At 51.6% G+C, this 17,314-nt stretch carries 15 protein-coding genes; 1 reads left to right on the top strand and 14 read right to left on the bottom strand.

Annotation, left to right across the window (positions count from 1 at the left end):
• Positions 1 to 31: 31 nt before the first annotated feature.
• From E1963_RS11115 to E1963_RS11060, 12 genes are all read right to left on the bottom strand, one after another.
• Entirely contained in the window at positions 32 to 610 is a 579-nt protein-coding gene (locus tag E1963_RS11115; RefSeq protein WP_132277963.1) for an indolepyruvate oxidoreductase subunit beta, read from the bottom strand.
• Positions 610 to 2,364, bottom strand: a complete 1,755-nt coding sequence (gene iorA / locus E1963_RS11110) for an indolepyruvate ferredoxin oxidoreductase subunit alpha (protein ID WP_132277961.1) — start codon at positions 2,362 to 2,364, stop codon at positions 610 to 612. The genes E1963_RS11115 and iorA overlap by 1 nt, the downstream gene beginning before the upstream one ends.
• A 3-nt stretch (positions 2,365 to 2,367) precedes the next feature.
• On the bottom strand, positions 2,368 to 3,678 hold the full coding sequence (locus E1963_RS11105) for a phenylacetate--CoA ligase family protein (RefSeq protein WP_132277959.1): 1,311 nt from the start codon (positions 3,676 to 3,678) through the stop codon (positions 2,368 to 2,370).
• 233 nt (positions 3,679 to 3,911) lie between these two features.
• Positions 3,912 to 4,112 (bottom strand): DUF3784 domain-containing protein, encoded by a 201-nt coding sequence (locus E1963_RS11100; RefSeq protein ID WP_132277957.1) that lies wholly within the window; start codon positions 4,110 to 4,112, stop codon positions 3,912 to 3,914.
• 18 nt (positions 4,113 to 4,130) lie between these two features.
• Positions 4,131 to 4,610 (bottom strand): pyridoxamine 5'-phosphate oxidase family protein, encoded by a 480-nt coding sequence (locus E1963_RS11095; RefSeq protein WP_243117687.1) that lies wholly within the window; start codon positions 4,608 to 4,610, stop codon positions 4,131 to 4,133.
• Between the two features lie 131 nt (positions 4,611 to 4,741).
• Complete coding sequence (locus E1963_RS11090) at positions 4,742 to 5,689, bottom strand: helix-turn-helix transcriptional regulator (RefSeq protein WP_132277953.1); 948 nt, start codon at positions 5,687 to 5,689, stop codon at positions 4,742 to 4,744.
• Positions 5,690 to 5,740: 51 nt separating this feature from the next.
• Positions 5,741 to 7,072, bottom strand: a complete 1,332-nt coding sequence (gene mgtE, locus E1963_RS11085) for a magnesium transporter (RefSeq protein ID WP_132277951.1) — start codon at positions 7,070 to 7,072, stop codon at positions 5,741 to 5,743.
• 365 nt (positions 7,073 to 7,437) lie between these two features.
• Complete coding sequence (locus tag E1963_RS11080; protein WP_243117686.1) at positions 7,438 to 7,698, bottom strand: hypothetical protein; 261 nt, start codon at positions 7,696 to 7,698, stop codon at positions 7,438 to 7,440.
• Positions 7,699 to 7,736: 38 nt separating this feature from the next.
• Complete coding sequence (locus E1963_RS11075) at positions 7,737 to 8,603, bottom strand: DMT family transporter (protein WP_132277949.1); 867 nt, start codon at positions 8,601 to 8,603, stop codon at positions 7,737 to 7,739.
• Positions 8,604 to 8,620: 17 nt separating this feature from the next.
• Positions 8,621 to 13,084, bottom strand: coding sequence for a PolC-type DNA polymerase III (locus E1963_RS11070; RefSeq protein ID WP_132277947.1), 4,464 nt, complete (start codon positions 13,082 to 13,084; stop codon positions 8,621 to 8,623).
• On the bottom strand, positions 13,077 to 14,132 hold the full coding sequence (gene ispG, locus E1963_RS11065) for a flavodoxin-dependent (E)-4-hydroxy-3-methylbut-2-enyl-diphosphate synthase (protein WP_132277945.1): 1,056 nt from the start codon (positions 14,130 to 14,132) through the stop codon (positions 13,077 to 13,079). The genes E1963_RS11070 and ispG overlap by 8 nt, the downstream gene beginning before the upstream one ends.
• A 78-nt stretch (positions 14,133 to 14,210) precedes the next feature.
• Positions 14,211 to 14,672, bottom strand: coding sequence for a hypothetical protein (locus E1963_RS11060; RefSeq protein ID WP_132277943.1), 462 nt, complete (start codon positions 14,670 to 14,672; stop codon positions 14,211 to 14,213).
• Positions 14,673 to 14,865: 193 nt separating this feature from the next.
• Here E1963_RS11060 and E1963_RS11055 point away from each other — a divergent pair, with 193 nt between their 5' ends.
• Positions 14,866 to 15,219 carry a helix-turn-helix transcriptional regulator gene (locus E1963_RS11055; protein WP_132277941.1) on the top strand — a complete coding sequence of 118 codons (354 nt, stop codon included), beginning with the start codon at positions 14,866 to 14,868 and terminating at the stop codon, positions 15,217 to 15,219.
• A gap of 13 nt (positions 15,220 to 15,232) precedes the next feature.
• On the opposite strand, the gene E1963_RS11050 is transcribed toward E1963_RS11055, so the two are convergent.
• Both E1963_RS11050 and E1963_RS11045 read right to left on the bottom strand, forming a co-directional pair.
• Entirely contained in the window at positions 15,233 to 15,952 is a 720-nt protein-coding gene (locus E1963_RS11050) for a type 1 glutamine amidotransferase (RefSeq protein WP_066581309.1), read from the bottom strand.
• 14 nt (positions 15,953 to 15,966) lie between these two features.
• A complete protein-coding gene (locus E1963_RS11045; protein WP_132277939.1) occupies positions 15,967 to 17,307 on the bottom strand; it encodes a MurT ligase domain-containing protein in 1,341 nt (446 codons plus the stop codon).
• Positions 17,308 to 17,314 lie beyond the last annotated feature (7 nt).

Here is a 17,314-nt window from a genome sequence, read left to right as displayed (position 1 = left end):
CCTTAATTTTAATCAGGTACGCCGGGGGCTTTTATCTGGCTTCCAGATTATATCCCACATCAAACGCCTGCTTGTTTATATCAACCGTTTTCGGCGGCACTGTCTTTTCTATCACATCGTACCACTGTCCTTTGGTAAAGTCCATGTGCCTGGCCGCGATGCCGAGCACGATCATGTTGAATACTCTGGAATTGCCGAGCTTCCTGGATTCCTCTGTAGCATTGACGCTGTACATCCTGTACTCTTTGCTGAGCTCTTCCAATATATTGTCCGGATATTCTGCAGCGCCGATGACAACCGGCATAGGATCGATTCTCCAGTCATTTACAATGAGGGTTCCGTACTTTTTGAGATAATGCGCGTACCGGTAGGCCTCAAGCCGCTCAAAGGCGATGATGATATCTGCCAGGCCCTCTTCTACGATCGGCTCTGCCACTTTATCGCCATAGCGGACGAATGTGACGACACTTCCGCCCCGCTGTGCCATTCCGTGCACTTCGGAAAGCTTGACATCATAGCCCAGGTCTATCGCAAGTCCTCCGAGGATCCTGCTTGTGAGCAGCGTTCCCTGGCCGCCCACACCAACTATCATAATATTTTTTGCCGTCATTACCTGTCACCTGCCTTTACTAATTCTATCGCGTCGAACTTGCATAATTCCTCGCACAAGCCGCAGCCGGTACACATCGTATCGTCGATATATATCGTTCCGTCCTCATTTCTCGTCATGGCCGGACACCCCGGCTTCATGCACATCCCGCATTTCCTGCACTTGTCTTCATGAGCAGTGTAGACAGGCTTTCTGGCCTTGCTCAGCAGCACGCACGGTGATTTCGTGATAATGACGGACACTTCATCTCTGGCAGTCTCTTCTTTGATGGCACTTTCAAGAGTCCCTATGTCAAATGCATTGACTTCGACCACATGCTTTACTCCTATGGCCCGGCACAGTCCCGGTATGTCAATCGCATATGTCGGGTCTCCCTGCAGCGTCTTTCCCGTTGCCGCGTGGTCCTGGTGTCCGGTCATACCGGTCGTGGAATTATCGAGGATCAGGACCGTTCCTGTCGCATTGTTGTACATCATGTTCATGAGGGAATTGACACCGGTATGTAAGAAGGTAGAATCACCAATCACTGCAACCCAGTCCTTGATATACTCTTTTCCCTTCGCTTTTTCCATCCCGTGGAGGCTGGAGATGCTCGCCCCCATACATATCGTAGTATCCACTACGCTCAGCGGGGCAACCGCTCCGAGCGTATAGCATCCGATATCTCCGGCAGCGTGCAACTTAAGCTTCTGGAGCACATAGAACACGCTCCGGTGCGGACATCCGGGACATAATATCGGCGGACGCATCGGCGCCGGCTTCGGAGCCGCGATCTCAAGCTCCTGCCCGAGAACCGCCGTGCGTATCATGTTGGCGCTGTACTCGCCCTGTACGGTAAATATCTCTTTTCCGATGGCCTTTATGCCCCATGACCTCACCTGCTCCTCGATGACAGGGTCAAGCTCTTCCACGATATAAAGCTTATCTACTCTGGACGCAAAGTCCTCTATCATCTTCCGCGGCAGAGGATTGACCATGCCGAGCTTCAGCACGGATGCCTCCGGCATCGCCTCTTTCACATACTGGTAAGGAATGCCGCTCGTGATGACTCCTATTTTCGTATCATTGAGCTCTACCGTGTTGATGGGAAGCGTCTCCGCGGCTTCTGCCAGCTCCAGGTTCCTCTTCTCGATCTCCACATGCCGGAGTTTTGCATTGCCCGGCATCATGACTGTCTTCTTGACGTCCTTTACATAAGGCCGGTCTTCTATCTCCTCACGGTCCGAAAGCGCTACAAGTCCCTGGGAATGTGCCAGTCTTGTCGTGATACGGAATACGAAAGGACGGTCGAACTTCTCGCTCAGCTCAAACGCCGTCTTCATATACTCCTTCGCCTCAGAGCTGTCGGACGGCTCCAGAACCGGCAGCTGTGCCGCGCGGGCCACCATACGGGTATCCTGCTCATTCTGGGAGCTGTACAGCCCCGGGTCGTCAGCCACGACGATGACCATCCCCCCATTCACCCCCATATACGATACGGTGTAAGCCGGGTCGGCCGCCACATTGAATCCGACATGCTTCATACAGGCCATGGAACGCACCCCTGAGACGGAGGCTCCAATCGCCACCTCTGTCGCTACTTTTTCATTCGGCGACCACTCACAGTACAAGTCATCTTTATACCGGACGAGATACTCGCTGATCTCCGTGCTCGGCGTGCCCGGATAAGCCGCAGACACCTTCACCCCTGCTTCATATGCCCCTCTGGCAATGGCTTCATTGCCGAGCATTACTACTTTCTTTCCCTCTGACATATCTTATAGTCCATCCTTTCTCAAATCGGTTACTCTCTTGGCCTTCCCCTCGAATCTCTGCAGAGAATATGGGGCGACAAGCTTAATCTGGGTCGCAAGGCCAAGCTGCGCCTTCAGTCCCTTCTTAATCCGCTGTTCCAGCTCGCTCAGCTTGCTGTAGCTGTCCAGAAGCCGGTCATCTATCAGTTCTACCGTTATCGTCATCACATCCAGACGGTTCTTCCGCTCTACGACAATCTCGTAATGGGGTCCTATCTCAGGAACCTGGAGCAGGACTTCCTCAATCTGTGTCGGGAATACGTTGACGCCTCGGATGACAAGCATATCGTCCGAACGCCCGGACAGATTCTCCATCCGAACGGTCGTCCGGCCGCACGCACACGGTTCATACATCAGCCTGGTCAGGTCGCCGGTACGGTATCTCACAAGCGGAAGCGCCTCTTTTCCGAGACAGGTCACGACCAGTTCCCCGTGTTCGCCCGGCGGGAGCACCTCTCCCGTCTCAGGATCGATCACCTCCGGTATGAACCAGTCTTCGTTCACATGCATGCCGCACAGGCTCTCGCATTCACCCGCCACACCAGGGCCGCACAGCTCGCTCATACCGTAGTTCTGGGTACACAGGAACTGCTCCCCCCACACCTTGTGCATCTCGTCTCTCATCGGCTCTGTCATACCCTCGCCGCCGAACAGCCCTATATGCACCTTCAGGTCTCTGGAAGGGTCTATCCCCCTCGCCCTGATCTCTTCACCAAGGTGCAGCGCATAGGACGGGGTCGCTACGAGGAGCGTCGTGCCCATATCCTGCATGAACATGATCTGCTTCTTCGTATTGCCCGAAGACATCGGGATGACAGAGGCCCCTAACATTTCCAGACCGCCGTGGAGCCCGAGCGCTCCTGTAAACGTCCCGTATCCGAAAGCGATCTGCGCCACATCGTCCGGCGTGGCGCCGCCCATACAGGCAATCCTTGCCACGTTATTGAGCCATACGTCCAGATCCTTCTTCGTATATCCTACTACCGTGGGCTTACCGGTCGTACCGGAGCTTGCGTGGAAACGCACCAGTTCCTTCTTATCAACCGCAAATAGTCCCATGGGATAATTGTCTCTGAAATCCGCCTTATATGTAAATGGAAGCTTCTGCAGATCGGTCAGGCTGTTGATATCATCAGGTTTTACGCCCGCCTCGTCCATCTTCTTACGGTACGGCGCTGATTTTCCATAGATGTAGCGCACCGTCTCCTTAAGCTTATCAAGCTGGATATCCTCTATCTCAGCTCTCGGCAGGGTCTCTTCTTTCGCCCAAATCATGTTATTTCCTCCTTCATACCATACATGCTTTTTTTAGTATAGCACATTACTTTCGCGGATTAAAGCATTAATTTGTGAAAAAATCAGCCCTTTCTGAAATTTCCTGATACAGATGCCTCGTCTCTGAAGGCGTCTTTCCGTTAATTACGACCGTTCCATATGCAGTGTCCATGACGACATATGCATCGCAGTCCGTATAGGAGTATAGATGATATGCGCCAAACTCGCTGTTCTTAAAGCCTCCCGCCTGTATAGAGCAGAAATATGACTGTTATGACGGACATGCCCGCCCCCATGACACGGCAGAGCTTCTTCTCGTCATACTTCTCTTTTTCCTTCTTATCAGCCGTATTGTAGCCTGCTATGAGAAAGCTGCCCCTCCCGGACAGCAGCACTATGGATAACGCCGCACATATGGCCGTTACGATCCACATACAATCACCTCGTTTTCATCAGTTGGTCCCATCGTGGTGCTTGCATGCATATTCCTCAAGCTCTACTTTTATGACCGCCACGGCATTGATCCATTTCTCGTCGAAGCTGTCAAAGTCTTTTCCTGTCTGGTGCTTCATGATTACCTTGAGCGCCTTCCGCTTTTCGTTCGCGTCCTCCTCTATGACAGCCCTGCCTGTGCCGATAAGGCTTGCAAAGCAGAAGCTGTGGCTGCACGGCTTGTCGGCAGACACAAGCCCATGCCTGCAGTCAAGTTCAATGCCTACGTCCGGATTCTCCTTGAGCACTTCTATCTTTCTTCCGACCCTGGCGCTGTGAAGGTAGAAGGTAAGCTTCCTGTCCTCACATATATAGCCGAAATTCATCGGCACTATGTACACGCCGCCCTTGTCACACAGCCCTATCCTGCATACGCTGCACTCGTCTATCACCTTGCATATCTCTGCCATATCTTTGATTTCCCGTTTTGGTCTTCTCATCGTCATCATCCATCCTTCTTGTATTTTTTCTCCAAGCGGCCGCCCGCAAGTTATAACTTCAATTATAATAAGTAAACTCCCATATTTCAATGTGAAATCATGGGAGCAAACGTATTCTATATTGCAAATTGTCATTTACCTGTGCATCTTCTGCCTGAATCTCCGCACCTCCGGTCGGTTCTATACTTCTTGAGAATCCCATCTGCGAGACTGAGAAGGCGGCCGCGCAGTTCCACTGGTTCCAGCAGCTCCGCCTTGTCACCAAAGCTTAAAATCCAGCTGAATATATTCTCCTCATCGGCAAAATCAAACCGGAACAGCAGCCTTTTGTCCTCTTGTTCTTCAAAGCTGTCCGCTCCATATTCTTCGATAAGCCTCCATCTCATCTCAGGAGCAAATACAGCTTTCACCGGTATGTGCCTGTCGTATGCCGAATCTGCCTGCAGTTCATAGGGTTCTGCCTCCCGCTGTGCAAACTGCTCTGGGAGCACTTCCAGCTCCAGCATGCGGTTCAGCTTGAACAGACGGTAGTCCTTCCTGTCCGGGCAATACCCCCGGACATACCATGACGCCCACTGGAACACGAGCAGGCACGGCTCGATCTTCCTGACGCTCTCCCCCTTAGGCGCATAGTAGCGGAAAGCGATATATCTCCGGTTTTCTATCGCGTCCTGTATCTTTTCTATCTTCGGTGCCAGTGTCGATCTGTAGTAGGAGGACAGATCTATGAGTATATGGCTGTTGGATGCAAGCGTAGTGCTCCTTACATCCAGCTTATCCATCAGCTGTCTGTACCTGCTCGTCCCTGCCACGCTGTCCAGGCTTTTCAGCCCTGTCAGTATGGCCTGCATCTCTGAGGAAGTGAGAAGCGTCTTCTCCAGCTTGTAACCTTCCATGATGGATATGCCGCCTCCGCTTCCCTGCGTGGTGACAAGCGGTATTCCGGCCTTGCACAGATCCTCAATGTCCCTGTTGATCGTTCTTCTGGACACTTCGAACTTTTCTGCCAGATATGGGGCCGTCACCTTTTCCTGCTGCAGCAGCACAGATAAGATTCCTATCAGCCTGTCTATTTTCATAATAAGCAGCCGCCTTTCTTTTTTTATTTTCCGCCCGGTCGGGTTCCTGCCTTACAGATGGAACACCATTGTCGCGATCTTGAAGAAGATGATGATGGAGCATGTATCCACTATCGTCGTGATGAGCGGTGCCGCCATAATCGCCGGATCCAGCCTGAGCTGTTTTGCGAAGATCGGCAGCATGCAGCCTACCATCTTCGCCACGATTATCGTGCCTATTAGAGAGATGCCTATCACTGCCGCCAGTCCCAGATCCCTCTGCATGACATAGATCCGGATACCGTTGGCGGCGGCCAGCACCGTTCCCACTACGAGGGATACCCGGAATTCCTTCCATACGACGGTGAACAGGTCTTTAAAGTGCAGCTCATCAACCGCCAGGCCCCGTATGACGAGCGTGGAGCTCTGAGAACCGCAGTTGCCTCCTGTATCGGTAAGCATCGGGATAAATGATACGAGGAGGGGGACGGCAGCGATTGCCGCTTCATACCGGGTGATGATGGTGCCTGTTATAGTAGCCGAGAACATCAGGAACAAAAGCCAGCCGATGCGGTTCCTGGCATGCCGGAACACTCCTGTCTTAAGATAGGAGTCTTCATTTGCCGTCATGGCTGCCATCTTGTGCATATCTTCCGTCGTCTCGTCCGTAAGGACTCCGATGGCGTCGTCAAACGTCACGATGCCGACAAGCCGTTCCTCATGATCCAGAACCGGTATCGCTATGAGGCCATACTTGCGGAACAGCTTCGCAGCATCCTCCTGATCGTCGGTTGTCCGTACAGAAATAAAGTTATCCTGCATCAGATCCGCGATCTGGACTGTCTCTGCATTTGTCATGAGCGATTTGGCGGTCACAATGCCGACAAGCTTCTTGCGCTCCACCACGTAGCATGTATATACCGTCTCGCTCTCGATTCCGACCCGGCGGATCTTAGCAAGCGCCTGGCCGACTGTCATCTCGGGAGACAGCTCCACATACTCTACCGTCATGATGCTTCCCGCACTGTCCTCCGGATACTTCAGCAGCCGGTTGATATCGGCCCGTGTCTCCCCGCTTACGTGTTCCAGAAGCTTCGTTACTACGTTGGCCGGCATATCTTCCAGGAAATCCACCGCATCGTCCGTGTACATGGTATCCAGAATGTAGGATATCTCCTGGCTCGTGAAGCCTTTAAGCAGTGTCTGTCTCTGGTCATCCTCCATATAGGAGAACACCTCCGCGGCCTTCTCCTTGTCTATCATGCGGAATATGGCCGCCAGCTCCGAATCATCCAGTTCCATCAGAAGTTCTGCCAGATCGACCGGGTTATACGCTACCAGCATGTCATGGATCTCTTTATACTTCTTTGCATACAGCAGTTCTTTCAGTGTGTTTCTTATCATCTTGCGCCTCCTTGTCCCGGACAGAAAAATGCTGCCCGCCCTGGTACCGGACAGACAGCACAATATAAAGCCTGGCTCTATAATAAATCTATACGAACAAAAGACGTACTTTCTATCAAAAGAACGCTTCTAAAAGGGCAGACTCCACGTACATGCCATATCCGATTGTCATCATCAAGTTGCAACTTCGTCCCGAATGACCATCCATGCAGGTTCGCCTCCCTTACTTTTACAATTCTTTCGTTACTTTAATCAGCATAGCTTACTTGCCTGTAAAAGTCAAGTCAGCTTCCGCTGTTTCTTATCCGGATCAGTGGCGTGACCGATACGGCGCCCGATATATCTATGTTCCGTGTCGTTGCCGGTTACGTAAGATGAAAGGACAGCCGTGCCTCCGAGACAGCCGCCTCATTCGTCGTAAAACTGCCGGACGCGGAAGCATTCCGCTCTGTCCCTGCCGGAGCAAAGAAAGAATACAGCCCTCTTAAGCTCCGGTTGATCCTTGGAACTATCTGCATATATCCCTGCGGTTCCGGTGTTGCCAGAAATATATAGTCCACAAGATAGAGCCAGCCCGGTTCGAGCATGATATCCGAGTCCCCCTCAAGGCGAATCCCCTGTCCCACGTTGAAAAGCTGGATAAGCGGCAGGCTGCCTGCTTTTGTTACTTTTCTCTCTTTAAATTATAGAAGAACATGAGAACCGCCATGGCACAGATGATCAGATAGCCAAGCCAGCTTAAGATGTCCGGTATCTGGCCGAAGATGAAGAAACCGAGCAGGGCGGAAAAAATGATCTGGGAATAGTCGTACACCGATATCTCCCGCGCCGGTGCATGGCCGTAAGCCGCGGTAATGCCGAACTGTCCGCCCGCGGCAGCAAGGCCAGCGAGCAGAAGCATCAGCACCTGCATCCCTCCCATCGGATGGAAGCCGAATACGAGGAACGGCAGCGTCACCAGGCAGGAAAACGCCGAGAAGAAGCAGACGATGAGCGGTCCCTTCTCCCCCCTGAGGCTCAGCTTCCGCACGAACGTATATGCCGCTCCTGCCCCGAGGCCGCCTGCCAGCCCGATCAGGGACGGAAGCAGGTCCATATTGGAAAACGTCGGCCTGATGACGAACAGGCTGCCCGCAAATGCTCCAGCCACAAAAAGCGCCTGTAGTACCGTCACCCTCTCCTTCAGGATGAAGAAGCTGAAGATGACGACAAAAAACGGAGACATCTTATTGAGCATCGACGCGTCGGCCAGCACAAGATGGTCTACCGCGTAAAAGTTGCAGAGTATGCCAAGCGTACCGAACAGCGAGCGAAGCAGCAGCAGCTTTAAGTTCCCCGCTTTGCATTTCAGCGGAATAGCCTCCCGCCTTATTATGACAAAGGCAAAGAAAAATGCCACCAGGTTACGGAAGAAGCTCTTCTGTACAGAAGGCAGGTCGCCGGAGAGCCGCACGAACATGTTCATGAGCGCAAAGCAGAACGCCGAAAGTACAATATATAAGATTCCTTTATATCTGTTATTTCCACTCATCTGATTCAATACCACCTTTACATGCTCAAGTCGAACAGGGACAGCTGGTTGGACTCCGGAATATCTCCGAACAGCCCCATATCCGCCATGTAGTCGATGACTGTCTTGCTGGCCTTCGTGCGCTGCCGGAAATCATCCCTGGAGAGGTACGGACCGTCCTTCGCAGCTTCTTCCACTGCCTCGGCCGCCTTGTCTCCCATGCCGTCTATGCTGGAAAGAGGCGGCATAAGCTTTCCGTCGATAATCTGGAACTTGGAAGCCTTCGCCCTGTAGATGTCAAGCGGCATGAACTCATAGCCCCTCGCGTACATCTCCTGGACAATCCTCATATCCTTCATCGTATCCTGTTCCTTCTTGCTCAGCGAATCAGAACGGCGTTTATAATCATTGATATAATAGTTCAGCTTTTCCTTTCCCTGGCACATCAATTCATAGGAAAAGGCATCTGCCCGGATTCCAAAATAGGCGCCGTAATATGCAAGCGGATAATTGATCTTGCAGTAGGCGATGCGGTATGCCATCATGACATATGCGGCGGCATGGGCTTTCGGAAACATGTACTTGATCTGTTTGCACGACCAGATATACCAGTCCGGCACGTCCGCCTCTTTCATCGACTTTTCAAATTCCGGCGTAAGCCCTTTGCCTTTCCTGACCTTTTCCATGATGGTAAAAGAAAGTTCACTGTCCATCCCTTTGTTGATCAGATAAGTCATGATGTCGTCACGGGTACAGATAGCGGTAGAGATGGTCGCCTTGCCGCTCTTGATAAGTTCCTGGGCGTTGTTGAGCCACACGTCCGTACCGTGGGACAGGCCGGATATGCGAATCAGGTCCGACAGCGTCTGCGGCTTCGTGTCCACGACCATCTGTACGACAAATTCCGTACCGAATTCCGGGATGCCGAGGCATCCTACCGGACATCCACCGATGTCATCCGGCTTGATTCCTAACGCGGACGTATCGTGGAACAGTGACATGACGCCTTTGTCGTCCAGCGGAATCTTCGTCGCGTCAAAACGGTTGTCCGTCTCGTCGTATTCATTCTCCATCGCCGGCGAGCTTATGAACTCCTCCAGCGTCTTAATCATGGTCGGATCATCATGGCCGAGGATATCGAGCTTCAGCAGATTGTGGTCAATGGAATGATAATCAAAATGTGTCGTGACAATATCTGTCGTCATATCATTCGCAGGGTGCTGTACCGGCGTAAAAGAATTGATATCCTCGCCGAGCGGAAGTACGATGATCCCTCCCGGATGCTGACCGGTACTCCTTCGGATTCCGGTACATCCCTGTACGATTCTGTCAATCTCGCAGTTACGCTTTCTCTGTTCCCGCTCTTCAAAGTAATTCTTAACATAGCCAAAGGCAGTCTTATCGGCAAGCGTGCCAATGGTGCCCGCGCGGAACGTCTGCCCGTCCCCGAATATGACTTCTGTATATTTGTGCGCGTTACTCTGGTAATCCCCGGAAAAGTTCAAGTCGATATCTGGTTCCTTGTTGCCCTTGAAACCGAGGAACGTCTCAAACGGGATATCAAAGCCGTCCTTTACGAGCTTCTCCCCGCATACGGGGCACATCTTATCCGGCATATCCCAGCCGCACCCTCCTGCATATGCCCTTACTTCTTCGGAATCAAAATCGCTGTAATGGCAGCTCTTGCAGTAGTAGTGCGGGCTGAGCGGGTTGACTTCCGTTATGCCTGCCATCGTCGCGACAAAGGAAGATCCTACCGAGCCACGGGATCCTACCAGATATCCGTCCTCATTGGACTTCCACACAAGCTTCTGGGCTATGATATACATTACGGCAAAGCCATTGGATATGATTGAGTTCAGTTCCCGCTCCAGCCGTTCCGTAACGACCTCGGGAAGCTCATCCCCATACATGGAACGGGCCTTGTTGTAACAGATATCCCGAAGCATCTGGTCGGAATCCGGAATGACAGGAGGGCACTTGTCGGGACGGACAGGAGATAGCTTCTCCACAGAATCTGCAATCTTATTTGGATTGTCAATCACGACCTCCCTTGCTTTTGCAGAGCCGAGGTATTCAAATTCGGCCAGCATCTCGTCCGTCGTGCGCAGATACAGCGGCGCCTGCTCGTCGGCATCCGTGAACCCCTTGCCCGCCATGATGATCCTCCGGTATACCTCATCCTCCGGATCCATGAAATGGACGTCACACGTCGCCACGACGGGTTTTCCGAACTTCTCTCCCAGCTTGACGATCGTCCGGTTCATATTCTTTATGTCTTCCTCCGACCGTATCTTCGAGACCCTCTCGCTGGCAATCATAAATTTATTATTGCCGAGCGGCTGTATCTCCAGATAGTCATAGAAGTTCACGATACGCGCAATCCGCTCCTGGCTCTTATCGTCCAGAAGCGCCTGGTACAGCTCTCCTGCCTCGCAGGCGCTGCCCACTATGAGCCCCTCCCTGTATCTGGACAGCTCGCTCTTGGGAATCCTCGGCTGCCGGCCGAAGTAGTCCAGGTGGGACTTGGATATGAGCGTATACAGGTTCACTCTGCCAACCTCATTCTTAGCCAGTATGATGACATGGAACGACGGAAGCTTTTTAATCGCGTTGGCATTCGATGAGCCGAACTGGTTCAGCTTGCCCAGCGTATGGATATCCCTCTCCTTCAGCATATCGACGAACCGGACGAATATCTCCGCGGTGGCACCTGCATCGTCCACGGCACGGTGATGGTTCTCAAGCGAGATGTTCAGCGCCTTGGCAACGACGTTCAGCTTGAATTTGGACAGCGTGGGCAGCAATATCCTGGCCATGGCTACCGTATCTACAGATGTAAAGTCCGGTATCCTATCCATATATCGGCAGTTCTGCTCTATGAACCCGACATCAAATCCGGCGTTGTGCGCTACGAGGGCCGCATCCCCGACAAACTTCAGGAATTCCGGCAGTGCCGTCTCAATCGTGGGCGCATCCATGACCATCTGGTCCGTGATACTCGTGAGCTGTGTGATGCGGAACGGAATCGGCACCTTCGGATTGACAAAAGTGCTGAACTTATCTGTAATCCTGCCTCCCTCTACCTTCACTGCTCCGATTTCGATAATCTTATCTTTGATAGAACTGAATCCTGTCGTCTCAAGGTCAAATACGACGAACGTATCATCAAGCGTCTGTCCCTTTTCATTCACCGCGACATCGGTAAGGTCGTCCACGAGATATCCTTCCACCCCGTATATGACCTTAAACGGGTCCTCTTTGTCCAGCGTCTCAATATAATGGTTAGCGTCCGGGAATGCCTGCACCACGCCGTGGTCGGTGATGGCAATCGCTTTATGCCCCCAGTCATGCGCCCTTTTTACGAGATCCTTCACTTCCGTCACTCCATCCATATCGCTCATCTTGGAATGGCAGTGAAGCTCCACCCTCTTCTCCGGCGCGGTGTCCTTTCTTGACTCCGTAAAGTCCGCAATCTTCTTGATGCCCGTGACAGAACCTATCGTCAGCTCTCCGTCAAACTTGTCGATCGTAGTGACTCCCTTTATCTTCAGAAACGCACCTTTTCTGATATCTGCCAGTATGTCCGGCAGCTGCTCGTTTCTTACAAACATCTTCACGGTAATCGTATCTGTGAAGTCTGTGACGGCATACATGACAATCGTCTTTTCGTTTCGGATTTCCCTCGTATCAAAGCTGATGACCTTGCCTCGGATGGTAATCTCTCCCATCTCTCCTACGACCTGTTCCAGCTCGATCGTCTCATCGTCAAAATTTCTTCCCCAGATTAGGCTCGGGTCGTCGGACGGCTTCTTATAGCTTCCAAAGGAATACTTGTCCTTCTTCTCCTGCCTGCCAGACTTTGAAGGAGCCTCCTTCTTTTCTTCCGCCTCCTTTTTCTGCTCAGCTTTCTCCTGATGCACGGCAGCCGAATGTTCAAGGATTGCTTCCACTTCCTGGCGGATCTTCGCCTCATTGTATTTCAGCTTGCTGTCTTTCGCCTCTTGGTAGGCGACACGGACCTCCACTTTAAGCCCGAATCGTTCCCTGAACACGTGCTCCAGATATGAGGTAAGCGATTCCTTCTTTCCTTTGGCAACAATCGTATCCGTCAATTCCAGACAGAGTATACTGCCATCTTCAAAAGAATATCTGGCGCTCTGCAGCATGCTGCGCTCTACGACGCTTCTCTCATTCAGTTCCAGAATCATGCTGTCCACATATTCGTTCATCAAGTTCTCCGGCGTATACTGTCCGGACAGTTCGTAGCGCTCGACCAGCTCCGTCCTGATCCTGCTGCGTCCGAACAGCTGGTCCTTCAGCATCTTCTCCATCTCATAGATCCGTCTCTTCTGGAGCAGATGGCGGCTCAGTATATGCACTCTGATAAACTCCCTGTCCGAGTTGGTCGCCACTTTGAGGACCTCTACCCCGGAAAACAGCATCTTCATGTCTTCATCCGTCTTCAATGTAGGAAATACTTCAAAAAATGACTTACTCATCCCAATGCAACAACTCCTGTCTCAATGTCTCCAATAATTCTTCTTCCTTCACTTTTTTCACGACCTCACCCTTTTTGATGAGCAGCCCTTCACCGATTCCTCCGGCGATTCCGATGTCTGCTTCCCTCGCTTCACCGGGTCCGTTGACGACGCAGCCCATGACAGCCACCTTGATATCAAGCGGGATGTCCGCCACCATTTGTTCTACCTTGTCGGCCAGTCCGATCAGATCTATCTTTGTCCTGCCGCACGTAGGACAGGATACGACTTCTATACCGCCTTTCCTGAGGCCGAGCGTCCTCAAGATCAGCCTGGCCGTTTTAATCTCTTCTATCGGAGGACCGGTGAGGGATACCCGTATCGTATCGCCGATACCTTGATTCAGGATGATTCCAAGACCGACGGAAGACTTAATGTTGCCGGACAGCAGCGTACCTGATTCTGTGATGCCTATATGCAGCGGATATGGGCATTGTTCCGCTATGAGTTCATGTGCTTTTACACACATCATGACGTCTGATGATTTGATGCTCACCACAATCTCGTCGTACCCCATCCTCTCAATCATATGCACTTTGTCCATGGCGCTTTCTACAAGCCCTTCCGCTGTAACCCCGCCATACTTTACAAGCAGCTGCTTCTCCAGGGATCCGCTGTTGACACCGACACGGATCGGGACATGGTATTCTTTCGCCTTGTCCGTCACCGCCTTTACCCGGTCCTGCCCTCCTATATTGCCCGGATTGATACGTATCTTGTCCGCACCGTTTTCGATAGCCGCTATCGCCAGCCTGTAGTCAAAGTGGATATCAGCCACGAGCGGTATATGTATCTGTCTCTTGATGCAGGAAATCGCCCCGGCCGCCTCCATAGAAGGCACAGCACAGCGGATAATATCACAGCCGGCACTCTCAAGCGACAGGATCTGGCCTATCGTAGCTTTGACATCCTCGGTCCTCGTATTCGTCATAGACTGTATCGCCACCGGGCTGCCACCTCCTATGGGCACACTCCCGATCTGTATCTTTTTCGTCTCTTCTCTCTTCATAGCACACCTCCTGCAAAATAAAACCCCTCTATCCTTCACCTTCCTTTCCCGGCGTCAATAGAGGGATATCTGATCCTATTATTTTTTCGTAAACAGCATCTGTTCGCCATATTCTCGTTCCGTCAGCGTCAGGGTATCTCTGTCCACGCTGTAGCCAAACGTAGTAGTTACCGAACTGAGCGCGTTGTCAAGCGTCTCCTCCGTGAGCATCCCGTCAGAACGTTCCACCGCCTTCTTCACCTCGGCCTCATTCATCTTGATCGTAACCGTCTTTTCATCCTTATCAAGCACATAATCCATCTTGATGTCCGCGTCGTAATCTTCGGCAAGGGCCGGGACATTCACGGTCAGAGAATTATTTCCTTTGATGGACAGGACATAGCTCCCGTCCTCATCCTCCCATGTGCCTTCCAGCGGGTTTGTCGTGAACAGCTTTGTCAGAAGGAATACCGCAATCAATACGATCAACACGGAACTGACCAGCGTCACTACTGTCCAAATCTTACTTCTTTTAGCCTCATCATTTTTTGCAATTATCATCTATCATAATCCTCTCGGTTCATTTATTTCTGCTTAATTAAATTATAGGTTGTTTCCCTTCTCATGTCAACGCCATCCATTTATGTTCCGTATAGGAACTTTGCCGCAACATTTTGTTGATATTCGACACATATCCTCTACTTTCCGGGAACACTTGCTAAAATAAAGCTCATAATGCAGAGGAGGTAGCGGTATGTCATTTGATAAAAGGTTGAAAGCCCTGCGTCTGAAAAATGAGATGACGCAGGAGTATGTCGCCCGCCGGCTCAACGTGGCGCGCTCTACTATCGCCGGATACGAGACAAAAAACAGGCAGCCTTCACACGAAAAGCTGACTGCGCTTGCCAGCCTCTTTCATGTGTCCATCGATTATCTGCTTGAAGGTGAAGAGACGATCAGCCTGACACCGTCGCAGTCCGTACCGGAACCCGTCACAGAACGGAACTTCCTGGAACGGTACCGCGGCCTTTCCTCCGAGTCAAAAAGAGACGTGCTGAAGTGTATCCATCTGCTGGAACTGCGCGACGAAGAACAGGCAGGTTCCTGAGAGGTCCCTGCTTTTATTGTTTTACAAATCTGTGGTAAATATACTCGTTTGCCTCCTTCTCCCGGCTGTCATCCAGAGGTTCCAGCTCCGTGGCCCCATACCGGCGCTCCAGCGCTTTTTGTATGAGCCAGTCGCAGACTTGCGGATTCTTAGGCAGCAGCGGGCCGTGGAGGTACGTACCAATCACATTCTTATATACGACCCCTTCGCAGCCGCTCTCCCCGTCATTTCCCGCACCGTACAATACCTTGCCAAATGGCGTGTTGTCATTGATAAATGTCCTGCCTCCATGATTTTCAAAGCCGACCACAGGCATCTCACACACGCTGCTTTCCAGCACGATATTATCGATCAGCCTTCCTTCTCCCTGTTCCGTATATATGTCCACAAGGCCAAGCCCTTCAATCGGCCCTTCATCTGTCTTATAATACTTGCCGAGCAGCTGGTAGCCGCCGCATACAGCTATGACTACTCCGTTATCTTCTACATATCCTTTGAACTGTTCCCGGATGGCGAGCAGATTTTTACATACGATTCTCTGTTCCCTGTCGGAGCCTCCGCCGAGCAGGACGATATCAAGGTCCTGAAAGTCAATCTCATCCCCGGTATTAAATTCAACCGTCTGTGCTTCAATTCCCCTCCATGCACACCGCTTCATCAAGCAGGCGATATTGCCGCGGTCGCCGTACAGGTTCAGAAGGTCCGGATAGAGATGTCCGATAGTCAGCTTCATGTCTTTCTTATCCATCATTTCTCCTCCTCCAGCCTCTTAAGCACATTTCTTGTACTGAAAAGCGCAGTATAGTTGACAAGTACGTACAGATTGCCGCAGCCATTATCCAGCCGTTCACGTATGGCCTTTTCTACATCGGCCTTTATTGCATTCTGAATGTCCGTATATTTCAGACGCAGCCCCATGTCGTGGCAGCGGATGCCGCTGACGGTTACGGAATTGACGTCATCTTCCTTAAACCGGTCAAAGTCCACGTCCCAGAGCCAGGACACATCTGTACCGTCCTGGGCATTGTCATTGATCACGATGATAATATCTTTCCGGGACGCATCCTGCATAACTGCAGAGATGTTCTGGTTGAATCCCGCCGGATTCTTGGCAAGGTTCAGGATGACACCGGTTCTGCCTATCTGGAACTTCTCCATCCTGCCGTTCTCGGGATTGAACTTTTCAAGCATATCATTGAAATGTTCCAGTTCAAGACCGGCCGTCCTGCCTGCCGCATAAGCCGCCAGAATATTATATACATTATAGAATCCTTTATAATCTGCCGTAATCTTCCTGTCCTCAACCGTAAAGGCGAGCCGGTCCCCCACTTCAACTTCGGACGCGTCGAACCGTATGCCGGGCCGCATGAAATCACATCCGGTACACGCGTAATCGCCGAGCTGGCTGTAATGGTAGAATCTGTACGCGAGCGGCGCGCCGCACTTCTTGCAGAAGCGGCCTTCCCGTATCTCCTGCGAACCGCTGTCCTCCATCACCTGTTCGCTGATTCCATATGTGATATACGGGTTGCCGCTCTCCATGGCAAGGTATGCGGACAGGGCGTCATCCCCGTTCACGACCACCTTCATCTCAGGAGCGGAGCCCATCGCTTCTTTTAATATATTCATCGTAATATCAATCTCTCCGTATCGGTCCAGCTGGTCACGGAACAGATTGGTCAGCACCATATAATCAGGCTTGAAATGTGGAAATACTCTTCTTGTAGATGCCTCGTCCACTTCGACGCAGGCATAATCTGCATCCAGGCGGCCGCCATTTCCTGCCCCGAGCACAAATGCGGCTACAACGCCGTTAAGCATATTAGAGCCTGTATGGTTGCATATCACTTTATTTCCTTCTGCCTCCAGTGCGGCACAGAGCATATTGTTCGTCGTCGTCTTTCCGTTTGTGCCACATACGATAAAGATACCTTTCCTCACCTGCCCTGACAGCTCTTTCAGGACAGACGGGCATATTCTGAGCGCAATCTTCCCGGCCCACGTCACACCTTGCCGGTGAAAGATATGAACACTTGCTTTTTCTGTAATTTTTGCCGCCCAGACGGCCAGCATTCGTCGTAATCCCATAATATTT

Source organism: Extibacter muris (assembly GCF_004345005.1).
GTDB lineage: Bacteria > Bacillota > Clostridia > Lachnospirales > Lachnospiraceae > Extibacter > Extibacter muris.
The sequence above is the reverse complement of the archived record's forward strand: the minus strand, read 5'-3'. Positions and strand labels throughout refer to the sequence as shown.

What these genes read in the sequence shown, in the direction of transcription:
- E1963_RS11070 (WP_132277947.1), bottom strand. Translation starts at nt 13,084, where the DNA reads ATGAGTAAGTCATTTTTTGAAGTATTTCCTACATTGAAGACGGATGAA.
- E1963_RS11095 (WP_243117687.1), bottom strand. Translation starts at nt 4,610, where the DNA reads ATGAGAAGACCAAAACGGGAAATCAAAGATATGGCAGAGATATGCAAG.
- E1963_RS11090 (WP_132277953.1), bottom strand. Translation starts at nt 5,689, where the DNA reads ATGAAAATAGACAGGCTGATAGGAATCTTATCTGTGCTGCTGCAGCAG.
- E1963_RS11060 (WP_132277943.1), bottom strand. Translation starts at nt 14,672, where the DNA reads ATGATAATTGCAAAAAATGATGAGGCTAAAAGAAGTAAGATTTGGACA.
- mgtE (WP_132277951.1), bottom strand. Translation starts at nt 7,072, where the DNA reads ATGATAAGAAACACACTGAAAGAACTGCTGTATGCAAAGAAGTATAAA.
- E1963_RS11055 (WP_132277941.1), top strand. Translation starts at nt 14,866, where the DNA reads ATGTCATTTGATAAAAGGTTGAAAGCCCTGCGTCTGAAAAATGAGATG.
- iorA (WP_132277961.1), bottom strand. Translation starts at nt 2,364, where the DNA reads ATGTCAGAGGGAAAGAAAGTAGTAATGCTCGGCAATGAAGCCATTGCC.
- E1963_RS11045 (WP_132277939.1), bottom strand. Translation starts at nt 17,307, where the DNA reads ATGGGATTACGACGAATGCTGGCCGTCTGGGCGGCAAAAATTACAGAA.
- E1963_RS11115 (WP_132277963.1), bottom strand. Translation starts at nt 610, where the DNA reads ATGACGGCAAAAAATATTATGATAGTTGGTGTGGGCGGCCAGGGAACG.
- E1963_RS11075 (WP_132277949.1), bottom strand. Translation starts at nt 8,603, where the DNA reads ATGAGTGGAAATAACAGATATAAAGGAATCTTATATATTGTACTTTCG.
- E1963_RS11050 (WP_066581309.1), bottom strand. Translation starts at nt 15,952, where the DNA reads ATGAAGCTGACTATCGGACATCTCTATCCGGACCTTCTGAACCTGTAC.
- E1963_RS11100 (WP_132277957.1), bottom strand. Translation starts at nt 4,112, where the DNA reads ATGTGGATCGTAACGGCCATATGTGCGGCGTTATCCATAGTGCTGCTG.
- ispG (WP_132277945.1), bottom strand. Translation starts at nt 14,132, where the DNA reads ATGAAGAGAGAAGAGACGAAAAAGATACAGATCGGGAGTGTGCCCATA.
- E1963_RS11105 (WP_132277959.1), bottom strand. Translation starts at nt 3,678, where the DNA reads ATGATTTGGGCGAAAGAAGAGACCCTGCCGAGAGCTGAGATAGAGGAT.